This window comes from Streptomyces sp. cg35 (assembly GCF_050410835.1).
In the GTDB taxonomy this organism is placed as follows: domain Bacteria; phylum Actinomycetota; class Actinomycetes; order Streptomycetales; family Streptomycetaceae; genus Streptomyces.
Genome location: NZ_CP191268.1, coordinates 1,612,981 through 1,627,677 on the forward strand (window position 1 = coordinate 1,612,981; position 14,697 = coordinate 1,627,677).

Here is a 14,697-nt window from a genome sequence, read left to right on the forward strand (position 1 = left end):
CGCTTCCTGCGCCGTCAGCGCTTCTTGCGCAGTGCCGCCAGGTTGTCGTACCCGATCTTCGCGAACCTCAGGGACTGGCCGAGATCCGTGGAGCTGGGCGCGGTGTCCTGCTCGACCATCGGGTTGTGGTAGTTCTTCTCGCCGACCCGGCTGAAGAAGGTGCGGTAGTCGATGACGCCCTCACCGAAGGGCACCATGTCGTAGCCCTCTCCGCTGGTGTCGTTGCGCGTGCCGTCCTTGGCGTGGAACAGCGGGTAGCGCTTGTTGTTGCGGGAGACGAGCCCGGCCGGGTCGAAGACCTTCTCCCGCTGGGAGCCGTCGTGCGCGGTGTACGTGTGGAACTTGTACTGCGCGACGTGCGCCCAGTAGATGTCCATCTCCAGCCAGACCGTCCTCGGGTCGGTGCCCTTGAGGAAGTACTCCAGCTTGCGGATGCCGGAGCTGCGGGTCGGGCGGCCCTGGGCGTCGAGCGGGCCGCCGTCGAGCAGGAAGCCGTACGCCGCGTCGTGGTTGTGGGTGTAGAGCTTGATACCGGCCTTGTGGGCGATGTCGCCGAGGGCGTTCCACTTGTCGGCGGCGACGTCCCAGTCCGCCTTGTACGAGCTGCTGGTGGGGTCGCCACCGGTGCCCATGTGGGACATGCCCAGGATGTTGGCGATCTCCAGGTGCTTCTTGAACGTGTCGATGTCGGCCTGGCTGAGCGGCCACGACGACGGGATGAAGCCGTGGTTGCCCTGGGCGCGCAGGCCGTACTCGTCGAGCCAGGAGCGCAGCAGCTTCGCCCCTTCGACGGACTCGAGGTTGGCGCCGCCGGGCGCGTTGGCGTGCTGGCCGTAGCCCGCGAACTCGACCTGCTTGTAGCCGTAGCGGGCCAGCTCCTTGAACACCTCGCGGAAGCCCGAGGGCAGGTCGGAGGCGAGCGGGTCGCGGCCGGTGGCGTCGCGGACGGTGTAGAGGATGATGCCGCGCCGGTTCGCGGGCACGAGTTCGCTGCCGCGGCCGTGACCGCCGTGGTCGTGGCCGTGCCCGTGGCCACCACCCGTCGAGGACTGGGCGAAGGACGGTGCGGCGCCGAACACGGGCGCGGCGATCGCGCCCGCGGCGACGGCGGTGCAGGTGCTGAGGAAGCGGCGGCGGTTGATGCCGAGACGCTGTCTGAGGGCGTCGTCGGCGGGGGTGTCCTGGAAGTCGGTCACGGGTGCCTCTCTTCGACGTGCGGGCGGATACCACTGGCGCGTTGCCAGTGGAGCGTGCTTCACTCTCTGTAACTGGTCCTGGTCAGGCGCGGTGTGGGCCGAGGCGTGCCTCAGCCCAGGCCGGCCAGGTCGAGGAGCAGCGATTTCACTGCGGTGGCCGGGACGCGGCCGGGAAGTGCATGGGGGGTGGAGCTGATGATGAGCGGACCGTCGTCGTCGCTCGTGGGGAGGCGGCCGTGGCTGCCGCGAATAGGTGAGGGGTCCAGCGGCACGACCGCCATGCGGTAGCGCAGGCCGAGCTTCTTGCGGGCGAGCGCGCCCGCGGCCTTGACCTTGACGTAGGGGTCGAGGGGGTCCATGAACAGCTCGACCGGGTCGTAGCCGGGTTTGCGGTGGATCTCGACGAGCTGCGCGAAGTCGGGGGCGCGGGCGTCGTCGAGCCAGTAGTAGTACGTGAACCAGGCGTCGGGCTCCGCGATGGCGACGAGTTCACCGGCGCGCGGATGGTCGAGGTGGTGGTCCTTCTTGCCCTCGTCGTCGAGGAGTTGCTCGATGCCGGGCAGGTCGGCGAGTGCGGCGCGGGTGGCGTCGAGGTCCTCGGGGCGGCGCACGTAGATGTGCGCGATCTGGTGATCGGCGACGGCGAACGCCCGTGAGGTCATCGGGTCGAGGTACTCCATGCCGTCCTGCGTGTGCACCTCGAGCAGGCCCGCCCGGCGCAGCGCCCGGTTGATGTCGACGGGGCGGTCGGCGCGCGTGATGCCGTACTCGGACAGGGCGACGACGGTACGGCCCTCGGCCCGGGCGTCGTCGAGGAGCGGGGCGAGAGCGGTGTCGAGCTCGGCTGCGGCCCGGTGCGCGCGGGGGTCGTCGGGGCCGAAGCGCTGCAGGTCGTAGTCGAGGTGAGGGAGGTAGCACAGGGTCAGGTCGGGGTGCCGGGTCGCCATGACGTGGCGGGTGGCGTCGATGATCCACTGGCTGGAGACGATGTCGGCGCCGGGGCCCCAGAAGTGGAAGAGCGGGAACGTGCCGAGTTTCTCGCTGAGTTCGTCGTGCAGGGCCGGGGGCCGGGTGTAGCAGTCGGGTTCCTTGCGGCCGTCGGCGTAGTAGACCGGGCGGGGGGTGATGGTGATGTCGGTGTCGGCGCCCATGGCGTACCACCAGCAGATGTTGGCGACCGTGTAGCCGGGGTGGGCGCGGCGGGCGGCGTCCCAGAGTTTGTCGCCGGCCACGAGGCCGTTGTGCTGGCGCCACAGCAGGACGTCGCCGAGTTCGCGGAAGTACCAGCCGTTGCCGACGATGCCGTGCTCGGACGGCATCGTGCCGGTGAGGAAGGTGGACTGGGCGGCGCAGGTGACGGCGGGCAGCACGGTGCCGAGTGCCGCGCGGGATCCGGACTGGCCGAGCGACTTGAGGTGGGGCATGTGGTCGAGGAGACGGGGGGTGAGGCCGACGACGTCCAGGACGAGGAGCGGAGTGGGGCGGCTGTCCGTCATGGCAGCTCCTTGAGGCCGAGGTCGGTCAACAGGTCGCGGGCGAGGGTGAGTTCGGCGGCGATGCCGTCGGCCAGCTGGGTCCGGGCCCGGGGGCGCAGTTCGGGCGGCAGGGCCTGCCAGGTGTACGTCTCGACCTCGAGGTGGTGGGTGAGGGGGTGCGCGCCGCCGACGAGCCGGGTCAGCGTGTCCTTGAGGACGGGGAGCGTGGAGGTGAGCGGGGCGGAGGGCGCCGCGTGCAGGGGGACGTGGAAGTGGGCGCGCCACGGCGCGGTGTCGGGCAGGGCTGCGCCGTCGAGGGCGGGGCCCAGGTCGTCGGTGCCGTGGAGGCCGTCGGCGGTGACGGTGCGGGTCTGGTGCAGGAAGCGGGGTTCGTCGAAGGCGGCGAGGGCCTCGCGGACGTCGGGGAGGCGGGGGTGTTCGGCGTGCAGGGCGGCGGAGAGCTGCGATTTGACGACGGGGATGTGGGCGGCGGCGAGGCCGTCGAGGGCGGCGCCGGGGTCCTCGAAGGAGGTGGCGAGATGGCAGGTGTCGAGGCACAGGCCGATGCGGTCGGTGCGGGCGACGGCGGTGAGCGGGCCGATGGCGTCGGCGGTGGTCTCGACGGTGCAGCCGGGTTCCGGTTCCAGGCCGATGCGGATCGACCTGCCGGTCAGCTCCTCGAGGGCGTCGAGGCGTTCGGCGAGGGTGATCAGGGCGGTGCGGGCGGCTTCGGCGCGCTCCCCGTCGTACGCGGTGCGCCAGGCGAGCGGCAGGGTGGAGATGGTGCCTTCGGTGACGTCGGCGGGGAGCAGGGTGGCGAGCAGGCGGGCCAGTTCGGTGGTGTGGGCGAGGCGGTCCGGGTCGGCCCAGTCGGGCTTGTAGACGCGGTACTTGACCTCTTCGGCGCCGAACCCTTCGTAGGGGAAGCCGTTGAGCGTGACGACTTCGAGGCCGCGCCGGTCGAGTTCCGCGCGCAGGCCGCGCAGCGCCGCCGGGTCGGTGGTCAGGGTGCGGGCGGCGTCCTTGGCGAGCCACAGGCCGATGCCGAGGCGGTCGCGGCCCAGGCGTCTGCGGACGGGCTCGCAGTGGTCGCGGAGCTGGGCGAGGACGCCGTCGAGGGTCTCGGCGGGGTGCACGTTCGTGCAGTACGCGAGGTGGACGGTGGACCCGTCGGGGTGGCGGAAGCGCATCTGTCACGCTCCCCCGCGCAGGATGGAGTTGCCCTCGTGGGTCGCTTCCTGCGGGGGTGGCGCGTCGAGTTGGAGGCGGCCGCTCAGACCGTAGAAGGCGACGGGGTTGCGCCACAGGACGAGGTCGACGTCGTCGTCGGTGAAGCCGGCGGCGAGCAGGGCGTCGGCGACCCTGCGGGTCTTGAGCGGGTCGCTCTTGCCCCAGTCGGCCGCCGAGTTGACGAGGACCTTCTCCGGGCCGTAGGAGCGCAGGATCTCGACCATGCGGTCCTCGTCCATCTTGGTGTCGGGATAGACGGAGAAGCCGAGCCAGCTCCCGGCGTCCTTGGCCTCCTTGGCGGTGGTCTCGTTCAGGTGGTCGATCAGGACGTGCTCGACGGGGAGCGCGGACTCGCGGACCACGTCGAGGGTGCGGCGCAGGCCGGCGAGTTTGTCGCGGTGCGGGGTGTGGACGAGCGCGGGCAGCTGATGGTCGGCGGCGAGCTGGAGCTGGGTGGCGAGCGCCGTGTCCTCGGCGGGGGTCATGGAGTCGTAGCCGATCTCGCCGACGGCGACGACGTTGTCCTTGACGAGGTAGCGCGGCAGGGCGTCGAGCACCGGGGTGCAGCGCGGGTCGTTCGCCTCTTTGGGGTTGAGGGCGATCGTGCAGTGGTGGGCGATGCCGTACTGGGCGGCGCGGAAGGGTTCCCAGCCGAGGAGCGCGTCGAAGTAGTCGAAGAAGGAGGCGGGCGAGGTGCGGGGCTGCCCGAGCCAGAAGGAGGGTTCGACGAGCGCGCGGACCCCGGCCGCGTACATGGCCTGGTAGTCGTCGGTGGTGCGCGACGTCATGTGGATGTGGGGGTCGAAGATGCGCATCAGGACTCCTCCGTCGCGGGTGCCGTCAGGGTCAGGACGCGGTGCAGGTCCTCGGGGACGGACCGGCCCGCCGCGGTGCGTTCCTGGGCGAAGTCGTCGAGCATGCGGGCGAGTTCGGCGTCGCCGTGGGCGCGCCGCCACAGTTCGGCGACGGCGTCGACGGACACGCCGGTGAACAGGCATTTCAGGACGGCGTGCCGCCAGTGGTGGGCGGGCAGGTGCTCGGCGGCGTACGGGCCGACGGCGGCGGCGACCAGGCGGGTGTCGTTGGTGCGCAGCGCGTCCTCGACCAGCGGCAGGCCTTCCGGGCCGGGTACGAGGTGGGGCAGGGACGTCAGGACGGCGCAGCGTTCGGCGGCGGTGCCCTGGGCGTACAGGCGGGTGAGGGTGTCGGTGTCGGCGCGGGCGGCGTGCAGCAGGAGGACGCGGGTGGCGTCGGCGTGGTCCTGGCCGGTGCGGCGGCCCGCTTCGGCGAACCTCAACTCCCATACGGGAGGGGCCTTTTCGTCCCGGGTTCCGGTGTGGGCGGCGGCCTCGGCCAGGGCCTGGTCGAGCCAGGCGCGGGCGGCTCCGGTCAGTGTCGTGTCGAGCTGGGCGCGGAGTGCCGCGAGGGTGGTGGGCGGGGTCATGCGCTGCCTCCTCGTGCTGCTGACCGGAGGAACTCCAGGGACCGGGCTGCCAGGTCCGGGCCGGCGTGGGAGTGCCGGGGCAGTTCGACCACGGTCAGGCCCTGGTAGCCGGTGGCGGCCAGCGCGTCGAGCACCGGGGGGAAGTCGATCTCGCCGTCGCCGAACGGCAGGTGTTCGTGGACGCCGCGGCGCATGTCCTCGATCTGGACGTGTCGCAGCCAGGGCGCCGCCGCGCGGACGCAGTCGGCGGGCGGGTCCGGTTCCAGGCATTGGCAGTGCCCGATGTCGAGGGTGAGGCCGAGGACGTCGGGGCTGCTCAGGGCGCGGCGCAGCCGGTGGAAGTCGGCGAGCGTGGCGAGCAGATGGCCGGGCTCGGGCTCGATGGCGAGGGGGACGCCGGCGGTGGTGGCGGCTTCCACGACGGTGCCGAGTTCGTCGGCGAGCCGCTTCCACGCGGTGTCCGGGTCGGTGCCCTCGGGGGTGATGCCGCTGAAGCAGTGCACCGCGTGGGCGCCCAGGTCGGCGGCGACCTGGACGGCGCGCAGGAGCAGCCGGGTGCGGGCGGCGCGGGCGTCCGGGTCCGGGTCGAGGAGGGAGGGGCCGTGTTTGCGGCGCGGGTCGAGGACGTAGCGGGCGCCGGTCTCGACGGTGGCCGTCAGGTGGTGCCGGTCCAGGGTGCGGGCGACCTGGCGGGTGCGGGCAGCGAGGTCCGGGGTCAGCGGGTCCAGGTGCATGTGATCGAGGGTGAGGCCCACGCCGTCGTAGCCGAGGTCGGCGAGGAGGGCGAGGGCGTCGTCGAGGCGGAGGTCGGTGAGGCCGTTGGTGCCGTAGCCCCAGCGCAGGGTCTGCTCCGGGTGGGGGCTCATGTCACGCTCACCTTTCGGGAGAAGCGGCGGGCGAGCGGGGCGAGCGAGGCCGTGAGCAGGGCGGTGCCAAGGGCGCCGGAGCGCGCGGCCAGGGCGGCCTGCAGCGGGATCATGGCGCGGATCCCGGCGCCGACGGCGCGTTGGGTCAGGGGTGGGGACGGGTTGAGGGCGGCGTGGAGGAGGGGGCGGGCCGTGGTGGCGGCGTATGCGGTGGGACCCGGCAGGCCGAGGGGGGCTGCGGCGCCTCGGCCCGCCGGGAGTCGGAGGAGATGGGTGGTGAGGGTCGTGGTCACCGCGAGGGCGGCGGCCGGGGCCAGCGGGCTGCCGCCGGTGGTCTCGTTGCGGGAGACGGCGGTGACGGCCGCGGTGTGGGTGGCGAGGGTCAGGGCCTCGGGGACCGCCGCCGGGAGCCGCCTCGGCGGGGCGGGGGCGGGCGTGGCGGTGTTCCTGTTCGTGGCGTCGGGTGATCCGGCCGCGCCCAGGAGCAGGTCGAGGCCCCGGGCCGCGCCCATCGCCAGTGGTCCGGCCGGGGTGCGTTTCAGGCCCAGGTCGTATGCCCAGACCGTCGCGGCCAGCGCCGTGCCGAGCAGGCCCGCGGAGCGGCTCGCGCGAAACGCCAGGCCGACGCCTGCTCCGGTGAGGGCGACCGCCGCCGTCAGCGCCGCGGCCGGGCGGATGCGTCCGGAGGGGATCGGGCGGTGGGGCCGGTCGATGGCGTCCTCGGCGCGGTCGGCCCAGTCGTTGAGGGCCATGCCCGCCTCGTACAGGCACAGGGAGGAGCCGATGGCGAGGAGGGTGCCGCGGCCGGGGCGGGCGCCCACGGCGGCCGCGCCCGCGAGGGCGTCGCCGGGGACGGTGAACAGGGCGGGCAGGCGCAGGAGTTCGGCCCAGGCGCGCCGTCGGCCGCCGCTCATCGTGGGTCCCGCAGTCGCCGGGCGAAGTCCACCAGTGTGGCGAACTGCTCGCCGAGCGCCGACGACGCGTCGCCGTCCGGGTCCTTGAAGTAGAAGCCCAGTTCCGGGCGCGGCCCGGTGAGTCCGACGGTGTGGGCGCGCAGCAGGAGGCGGGCCAGGTCGAGGACGAGGGGCGCGGCGAGGGCCGAGTCGCAGCCCTGCCAGGTGGTCTGGAGGACCATGCGGGCGCCGAGGAAGCCGTCGAAGGCGATGTGGTCCCAGGCGGTCTTCCAGTCGCCGAGCGCGGGCACGTCGTCGATGTGCACCTCGCCCTGGGGTGCGGCGCCGAGGGTGTCGGCGAGGACGCGTTCCTTGCCGGCGTTCTTCGCGGCGGCCGCCGCGGGGTCGGCGAGGGCGGCTCCGTCGCCGCCGCCCAGCAGGTTGGTGCCGGACCAGGCGCGTACGGCGAGGGCGCGCTGCAGGAACATCGGGCCGAGCACGGAGCGCAGCAGGGTCTGTCCGGTCTTGCCGTCGCGGCCCGCGTACGGGACGGCGGCGGTGGCGGCCGCTTCGGCCAGGGCGGGGTGGTGCAGCCCGCTGGAGGGGGTGAAGTTGACGTAGGGGCAGCCGGCGCGCAGGGCGGCGGCGGCGTACAGGGAGCTGGGCGGGAGGTGTCCGTCCGGCGGGACGGGTTCGGTGGAGGCGACGTTCACGACGACGGCGCCCGCCAGTTCCCGGCGTTGTACGAAGTCCTGGATGTCCGCGGCGAAGACGTCGATCAGGTCGTCCTGGGTGCGGCCGGTGCGCTCGTCCGTGCCACCGGTGCGGTACGCGTCGCCCGGCAGGGGTCCGCCGGGGCGGATCTCCTGGTCGGCGGCGGCGAGGTCGGCGTGGACCGCGGAGGGCAGGCCGTGCGGCAGGACGCCGCCGGCGGCGAGGTGTTCGGCGCGTTTGGGCAGCGGGCAGTCGACGGTGTCGTGGCCGCCGAAGACGAGCGACGACAACGTTGGCAGACCGACATCGGTGAAGGGGGTGGTCTCAGTGACCATGCCGGTCGGCGGGTGCAGACCCGCGGCGACGGCGGCGCAGCCCGCGATCGCGGTGGTGGCGACGGAGCCGCGGGCTCCGACGAGCCAGACGCCGAAGCGGGGGCCGGACGAGGTGGGGGTGGGGAGGGACGGTTCGGCGGACATGGGCAGCCTCCTTGTCGTACGCGAACCGGGGGTGAGCGGCGCCGGAGCGTGCCGTGCGGGGTGCCCGGCGGGATGCCGGGCGAGACGGCGGGCGGAGGTCCGGCGTCCTCCGCCCGCCGCCGTCCTAGTCGCCCGTGGTGGGCAGTTCCTTGAGCTGGATGTCGCGGAAGGACACCTGGTCGTCGGCACCGTGGTTCTGGATGCCGATGTAGCCGTCCTTCAGGCTCCGCTCGGGGTCCTTGTTGGTGAAGTCGTTGATCTTGACTCCGTTGAGGAACACCTGGAGGCGTTCGCCCTGGACCTTGATCTCGTAGGAGTTCCACTGGCCCGGCGGGCGCAGGACCTGGTCACGGGCCTTGATGTTCGCCGCCTTGAACGTGTAGATCGACCCGGTGGTGCGGTCGGCCGCGTCGGTGGCGTCGATCTGGATCTCGTAGCCCTTGTTCACCGCGGACCAGGGGTCGTCGGAGGCGGGGAAGCCCACGAAGATCCCGGAGTTGTCGTCGCCCTGCATCTTCCAGTCGAGCTTGAGGGAGTACGACTTGAGCTCCTTGGCCTGGTACCAGAGCAGGCCCATGCCGCCCTCGGACTCCAGGGTGGCGTCCTTGACGTTGAACTTGCCGGGGCCCGCCTGCTTCCAGCCGTCCAGGGACTGGCCGTTGAAGATCGGCCGGTAGTCCTTGTCGGGCTTGCAGTCCGCCGTGGCCTGGCCGGTGGCGTACTTCAGGCCCCCGAGCAGGTGGGTGCGGAAGGCCTCGTCGGCGTAGGACTCCTTGGTGTGGCCGAGGCCGGTGTAGAAAGAGCGGCCGCCGCCGTAGCTCTGGCACCAGGCGATCGGGTGGTCGCCCTTCATGTTGCCGCCGGAGTACGTGGTCTCGTCCAGGTTGGCGAGGACGTGGACCTTGTCGCGCGGGTTGGTGCGGTAGTTGTACAGCTCGTCGGTCTTCTCCCAGGCGTCGCCGAGGTGGGCGGTGGCCGGGTTGGTCTTGTCCTCGACGCGCACGGTGGCCTTCTGGATGGCCGGGTGCGAGTCGAAGTAGGCGCCGACGAGGCCGCCGTAGTAGGCCCAGTCGTACTCGGTGTCGGCGGCGGCGTGGACGCCCATGTAGCCGCCGCCCTTGGCGATGTACTCCTCGAACGCCTTCTGCTGGGTGTCGTTCAGGACGTCACCCGTGGTCGACAGGAAGACCACCGCGTCATAGCGGGCGAGGTTGTTGGTGGTGAACTGGTCGGCGGACTCGGTGGCGTCGACGGTGATGTCGCTGCTCTTGCCGAGTTCCTTCAGGGCCGCGATGCCCTCGGGGATCGCGTCGTGGCGGAAGCCGGCGGTCTTGGAGAAGACGAGGACGCGCTTGGCGCCCTTCACCGGGGCGTCGCCGGTGATCTCGAAGTCGTCGACGTCGTAGAGAGCGCCGTCACCGCCCTTGAAGACGAGGTACAGGTCGGTGGTCTTCTTCGGGACGTTCTTCAGCGGCACGTCGACGTTCTGGAACGTCTCCCAGCCGCCGGTCACGGGCACCGTGGTGGAGCCGAGCAGGGTGCCGGTCGCCGAGCCGCTGCGCACCTCGAGGAAGCCGCCCGCGCCGCCGGAGGAGATCCGGGCGGTGAGCTTGTTGGCTCCGGTGAGGTTGTAGGGCGAGAAGGAGATCCAGTCGCCGTTCTGGATGTCGCCGACGGTCTTGCCGCCGTTGGCCTCCGTCTTGTTCTGCAGCGTGATGCCCTGCTGCTTGGTGAAGTGCTCGGCCTGGCGGTGGCGCGGCTGGAGCTGGACCTGGTCACGGCTGGTGAGCGGCGCCTGGCCGCCCCCGCCGCCGTCGGTGTACTCGGCGTCGAGCACGCCGTAGATGTTGGCGTTCGGGTCGTGCTCGGCGTCGGCGGGTGCGGTGATGGTGCCTTCGCAGCCCTTGGCCGAGGTGATCGCGTGGGCGTGGTTGTCGTGGCCCAGCAGGTAGCGCACGGTGACCTTGGAGCAGTCGATCGCGCCGTCCTCGGGGTCGCTCACGGCCACCTTGAAGGGGATGGTGTCGCCGAACTTGAAGAGGGTGCCGTTCGGCGGGTTCTGGAACTTCACGCTCGGCGCGGTGTTGCCGACGACGACGCGGACGTTGGCGGATCCCGTACGTCCGGTGCCGTCGTCACCGGTGACCGTCACCACGTACGTGCCGTCCTTGCGGTACGTGTGGCTGGGGTTGGCGCCGGTGCCCTTGGTGCCGTCGCCGAAGTCCCAGCTGTAGGTGATGGGGTCGTCGTCGGCGTCGGTGCCGGTCGCCGTGAACGTGGTGCGCAGGGGCGACTGGCCGGAGGTCTTGGTGGCCTTGGCCTCGACGATCGGCGAGTGTCCGCCGGTGGCGTTCTCGATGCGGTACAGCGCCGAGTGCTCGTCGCCGCCGAACCAGGAGAGGCCGTAGTCGAGGACGTAGAGCGCGCCGTCGGGGCCGAAGGCGCTGTCCATGACCTGGGTGCCGGACCACGGGAAGTCGTTGATCTTCGAGACGTTGCCGTCGCCGTCCTGCTCGATCCGCTTGATCCACTGGCGGCCGAACTCGGTGGCGAAGAAGTCGCCGTCGTACTCCTCCGGGAACTTCACCGGGGAGTCCAGGTCCGCGTCGTAGCGGTAGACCGGGCCGGCCATCGGCGACTCGGAGCCGGAGCCGAACTCGGGCACGCTGCCGCCGTCGTACGGGATCCAGGCGGGCTGGGCCGCCGGCAGGTCGGTGATGCCGGTGTTGTTCGGCGAGGTGTTCTTCGGCGCGTTGCAGTCGAAGGTGTCGCCGGACGCCTTGGTGGCGAAGTCGTAGTCGACGTAGGCGTCGTTCTTGCCGGTGCAGTACGGCCAGCCGAAGTTGCCCGCCTTGGTGACCTTGGCGAACTCGACCTGTCCGGCCGGTCCGCGCTTGGGGTCGGCGGCGCCGGCGTCGGGGCCGTAGTCACCGACGTAGACGGTGCCGGTCGGCTTGTCGACACTGATGCGGAACGGGTTGCGGAAGCCCATCGCGTAGATCTCGGGGCGGGTCTTCTCGGTGCCCGGCGCGAAGAGGTTGCCCTCCGGGATGTCGTACGTCCCGTCTTCCTTGACCTTGATGCGGAGCACCTTGCCGCGCAGGTCGTTGGTGTTGCCGGCGCTGCGCTGCGCGTCGAAGGCGGGGTTGCGGTCGGCCCGCTCGTCGATCGGGGTGTAGCCGTCGGAGGCGAAGGGGTTGGTGTCGTCGCCGGTCGACAGGTACAGGTTGCCGTCGGCGTCGAAGTCGATGTCGCCGCCGACGTGGCAGCAGGTGCCGCGGGAGGTCTTGACCTCGAGGACGTTCTTCTCGCTGGCCTTGTCGAGGGTGCCGTCGTCCTTGAGGACGAAGCGGGCCAGCCGGTTCACGCCGTCGAACTTCGCGAAGTCGGCCGCGGAGCCGGTCTCGGGGGCGTCCCCGTCCGGGGTGTCCAGCGGCGGCGCGTAGTAGAGGTAGATGAACCGGTTGTCCTTGAAGCCCGGGTCGACGCCGACGCCCTGCAGGCCTTCCTCGTCGTGGTCGTACACGTCGAGCTGGCCGGCGACGGAGGTGCTGCCGCCCGGGTCGGTCAGGCGCAGTGTGCCGTCCCGTGAGGTGTGCAGGACGCTGCGGTCCGGGAGGACGGCCAGCGACATGGGCTCGCCGGTCTCGTCCGCGCCCTTGGCGAGGGTGACCTGCTGGAAGTCCGCTGCGGCGGCGGGCTCGTCGGGGTGGTCCGGGTGGGCGCTGGCCGTGCCCGGCACGGAGAGCGCCAGGGACGAGCCGACCAGGACGGAACCGGTGAGCAGGGCGAGCGTGGTGCGGAGTCTGGGACGCCTGGTGGAGCTGCTTCTGCTTCTGTGCACGAAGTCCCTCCGGGAACGGGGGTGGGCCGTACGGGATGGGTGCGAAGACGTGCGGTGCGGGCGCCGGGGTGCGCCGTCACCCCGGAGGCGTGTGTGTCCTAAATGATTCCGAGACACTTCAGTGACATGTCAGGGACCGTAGCCGCGTTTGTTCGGGCCGAACACCCCTTGCGTCAGGACTAGTTGAGCTTTTTCCCATTGCAGGACAAAGCTGTGTGCGGGCAGGCCGGACCGGGGACCGGCGGTGGGCCCGGTCCCCGTCCTCGGCCCGTCGCGGCGAGCGGCCTCTCAGCTGTTGAACGCGGCGTCGAAGGACGCGGTGGGCGGCTCGAAGTCGAGCCGCCGCAGATGGCTCAGCGCCTCGGGGGCGCCTTGGAGGCGGTCCATGCCGGCGTCCTCCCACTCCACCGAGATCGGCCCTTGGTAGTCGATCGAGCGGAGCATGCGGAACACGTCCTCCCAGGGCACGTCTCCGTGTCCCGCGGAGACGAAGTCCCAGCCGCGGCGCGGGTCGCCCCACGGCAGGTGGGAGCCGAGGCGTCCGTTGCGGCCGTCCAGGCGGCGCCGGGCCTCCTTGCAGTCGACGTGGTAGATCCGGTCGCGGAAGTCCCACAGGAAGCCGACGGGGTCGAGGTCCTGCCACACGAAGTGGGACGGGTCGAAGTTGAGGCCGAAGGCCGGGCGGTGGTCGACGGCCGCGAGAGCCTTGTGCGTCGTCCAGTAGTCGTACGCGATCTCGCTCGGGTGGACCTCGTGGGCGAAGCGCACGCCCTCCGCGTCGAAGACGTCGAGGATGGGGTTCCAGCGCGTGGCGAAGTCCTCGTAGCCGCGCTCGATCATCGCCTCGGGGGCCGGTGGGAACATGGCGACGAGGTGCCAGATCGACGAGCCGGTGAAGCCGATGACGGTGTCGACCCCGAAGGCCGCGGCGGCGCGGGCGGTGTCCTTGATCTCGGCGGCGGCGCGCTGCCGTACGCCCTCGGCCTCGCCGTCGCCCCAGATGCGGGCGGGCAGGATCGCCTCGTGGCGCTCGTCGATGATGGCGTCGCAGACGGCCTGGCCGACCAGGTGGTTCGAGATGGCCCAGCACTTGAGGCCGTACTTGTCGAGCAGTGCGTGCCGCGAGTCGAGGTACGCGGGATCGGCGAGGGCCTTGTCCACCTCGAAGTGGTCGCCCCAGCAGGCGAGTTCGAGACCGTCGTAGCCGAAGTCGCGGGCCAGACGGCAGACCTCCTCCAGCGGGAGGTCGGCCCATTGTCCGGTGAAGAGAGTGAACTGGCGTGGCACGGTACGGGACCTCCTCAGGCCGGGACAGGGGTGTAGACGGAGTTCTTCGCCGCGCTCTCCTCGACCGCCGCGAGGACGCGCTGCACCTGCAGGCCGTCGGCGAACGACGGTGCGGGTACGGTGCGTTCGGCGATGGCGTGCACCAGGTCGCGGGCCTGGTGCACGAAGGTGTGCTCGTAGCCGAGGCCGTGGCCCGGCGGCCACCAGGCCTCCAGGTAGGGGTGCTCGGGTTCGGTGACGAGGATGCGCCGGAAGCCGGCGCTGATCCCGGGCTCGGTCTGGTCGTGGAAGAAGAGTTCGTTGAGGCGTTCCAGGTCGAAGGCCAACGAGCCGCGCTCGCCGTTGAGTTCGACCTTGAGTGCGTTCTTGCGGCCGGTCGCGAAGCGCGTCGCCTCGAAGGAGGCGAGGGCGCCGGAGGCGAAGCGGCCGGTGAACAGCGCCGCGTCGTCGACGGTGACCTGCCCGAAGCTCCCTCCCCCGGCGGCCGAGAGCCCGGACGAGGCGCCCTCCAGGATCGGGCGTTCGCGGACGAACGTCTCGGTGAGCGCCGAGACCCCCGCCACCGGCTCGCCTGCGAGGTACTGGGCGAGGTCGACGGCGTGGGCGCCCAGGTCGCCGAGCGCGCCCGAGCCCGCGTACGGCTTCTGCAGCCGCCAGGTCAGCGGGAAGGACGGGTCGACGAGCCAGTCCTGGAGGTAGCTGACACGCACGTGGCGCAGGGTGCCGACCCGGCCCTCCGCGACCATGCGGCGGGCGAGGGCGATGGCGGGCACCCGCCGGTAGTTGAAGCCCGTCATCGCCAACAGGCCGCGCTTGGCTGCCTCTTGGGCCACCTCGGTCATCGCCTCCGCCTCCTCGACGGAGTTGGCGAGAGGTTTCTCGCACAGCACGTGCTTGCCCGCTTCCAGGGCCGCGATGGCGATCTCGGCATGACTGTCACCGGGCGTGCAGATGTCGACGAGGTCGACGTCGTCACGTTCGATGAGCGCCCGCCAGTCGGTCTCGGCGGCGGCCCAGCCGAGCCGGTCGGCCGCGGCGCGCACGGCCCCTCCGTCCCGGCCGCAGACCGCGGCGAGCCGGGGCGTCAGCGGCAGGTCGAAGACCCGGCCCGCGGTGCGCCACCCTTGCGAGTGGGCGGCGCCCATGAACGCGTAGCCGACCATGCCGACGCCCAGGACGGGCTTCACTTCTCCGTCGTTGTCGCCGCCGCCCGTGTCCCGAGCTGTCGTACCCGTGCTGCTGCCTGCCATGCGGAAGTCCTCCTCGTCC

11 protein-coding genes are annotated in these 14,697 nt (G+C 71.7%); all 11 read right to left on the reverse strand.

The window, feature by feature from the left end; genetic code table 11:
- Positions 1–14 precede the first annotated feature (14 nt).
- Positions 15–1,196 (reverse strand): sugar phosphate isomerase/epimerase family protein, encoded by a 1,182-nt coding sequence (locus tag ACQUQD_RS07690; protein ID WP_428951233.1) that lies wholly within the window; start codon positions 1,194–1,196, stop codon positions 15–17.
- A gap of 110 nt (positions 1,197–1,306) precedes the next feature.
- Positions 1,307–2,692: an alkaline phosphatase family protein gene (locus ACQUQD_RS07695; RefSeq protein WP_428951234.1), complete on the reverse strand. Its 1,386-nt coding sequence runs from the start codon at positions 2,690–2,692 to the stop codon at positions 1,307–1,309.
- Entirely contained in the window at positions 2,689–3,861 is a 1,173-nt protein-coding gene (gene eboE / locus ACQUQD_RS07700; RefSeq protein WP_428951235.1) for a metabolite traffic protein EboE, read from the reverse strand. Before eboE ends, ACQUQD_RS07695 begins: the two co-directional genes overlap by 4 nt.
- Positions 3,862–3,864: 3 nt before the next feature.
- Positions 3,865–4,716, reverse strand: coding sequence for a TatD family hydrolase (locus ACQUQD_RS07705; protein ID WP_428951236.1), 852 nt, complete (start codon positions 4,714–4,716; stop codon positions 3,865–3,867).
- Complete coding sequence (locus tag ACQUQD_RS07710; RefSeq protein ID WP_428951238.1) at positions 4,716–5,345, reverse strand: EboA domain-containing protein; 630 nt, start codon at positions 5,343–5,345, stop codon at positions 4,716–4,718. Before ACQUQD_RS07710 ends, ACQUQD_RS07705 begins: the two co-directional genes overlap by 1 nt.
- Positions 5,342–6,211, reverse strand: a complete 870-nt coding sequence (locus ACQUQD_RS07715; RefSeq protein ID WP_428951240.1) for a sugar phosphate isomerase/epimerase family protein — start codon at positions 6,209–6,211, stop codon at positions 5,342–5,344. Before ACQUQD_RS07715 ends, ACQUQD_RS07710 begins: the two co-directional genes overlap by 4 nt.
- The gene (locus ACQUQD_RS07720) at positions 6,208–7,125 is read right to left on the reverse strand and encodes an SCO3242 family prenyltransferase (RefSeq protein WP_428951241.1); all 918 of its coding nucleotides are present in this window, start codon (positions 7,123–7,125) and stop codon (positions 6,208–6,210) included. The genes ACQUQD_RS07715 and ACQUQD_RS07720 overlap by 4 nt, the downstream gene beginning before the upstream one ends.
- The gene (locus ACQUQD_RS07725; RefSeq protein WP_428951243.1) at positions 7,122–8,297 is read right to left on the reverse strand and encodes an inositol-3-phosphate synthase; all 1,176 of its coding nucleotides are present in this window, start codon (positions 8,295–8,297) and stop codon (positions 7,122–7,124) included. The genes ACQUQD_RS07720 and ACQUQD_RS07725 overlap by 4 nt, the downstream gene beginning before the upstream one ends.
- 124 nt (positions 8,298–8,421) lie before the next feature.
- Positions 8,422–12,141 (reverse strand): ThuA domain-containing protein, encoded by a 3,720-nt coding sequence (locus tag ACQUQD_RS07730; protein WP_428951245.1) that lies wholly within the window; start codon positions 12,139–12,141, stop codon positions 8,422–8,424.
- A 288-nt stretch (positions 12,142–12,429) separates the two neighbouring features.
- Entirely contained in the window at positions 12,430–13,428 is a 999-nt protein-coding gene (locus tag ACQUQD_RS07735; protein WP_428951246.1) for a sugar phosphate isomerase/epimerase family protein, read from the reverse strand.
- 14 nt (positions 13,429–13,442) lie between these two features.
- Positions 13,443–14,678, reverse strand: coding sequence for a Gfo/Idh/MocA family protein (locus ACQUQD_RS07740; RefSeq protein ID WP_428951247.1), 1,236 nt, complete (start codon positions 14,676–14,678; stop codon positions 13,443–13,445).
- Between the last annotated feature and the right edge of the window lie 19 nt (positions 14,679–14,697).

Bases quoted from the DNA above. Each gene is read 5' to 3' on its own strand.
- ACQUQD_RS07695 (WP_428951234.1), bottom strand. From the start codon at position 2,692: ATGACGGACAGCCGCCCCACTCCGCTCCTCGTCCTGGACGTCGTCGGC.
- eboE (WP_428951235.1), bottom strand. From the start codon at position 3,861: ATGCGCTTCCGCCACCCCGACGGGTCCACCGTCCACCTCGCGTACTGC.
- ACQUQD_RS07705 (WP_428951236.1), bottom strand. From the start codon at position 4,716: ATGCGCATCTTCGACCCCCACATCCACATGACGTCGCGCACCACCGAC.
- ACQUQD_RS07710 (WP_428951238.1), bottom strand. From the start codon at position 5,345: ATGACCCCGCCCACCACCCTCGCGGCACTCCGCGCCCAGCTCGACACG.
- ACQUQD_RS07715 (WP_428951240.1), bottom strand. From the start codon at position 6,211: ATGAGCCCCCACCCGGAGCAGACCCTGCGCTGGGGCTACGGCACCAAC.
- ACQUQD_RS07720 (WP_428951241.1), bottom strand. From the start codon at position 7,125: ATGAGCGGCGGCCGACGGCGCGCCTGGGCCGAACTCCTGCGCCTGCCC.
- ACQUQD_RS07725 (WP_428951243.1), bottom strand. From the start codon at position 8,297: ATGTCCGCCGAACCGTCCCTCCCCACCCCCACCTCGTCCGGCCCCCGC.
- ACQUQD_RS07740 (WP_428951247.1), bottom strand. From the start codon at position 14,678: ATGGCAGGCAGCAGCACGGGTACGACAGCTCGGGACACGGGCGGCGGC.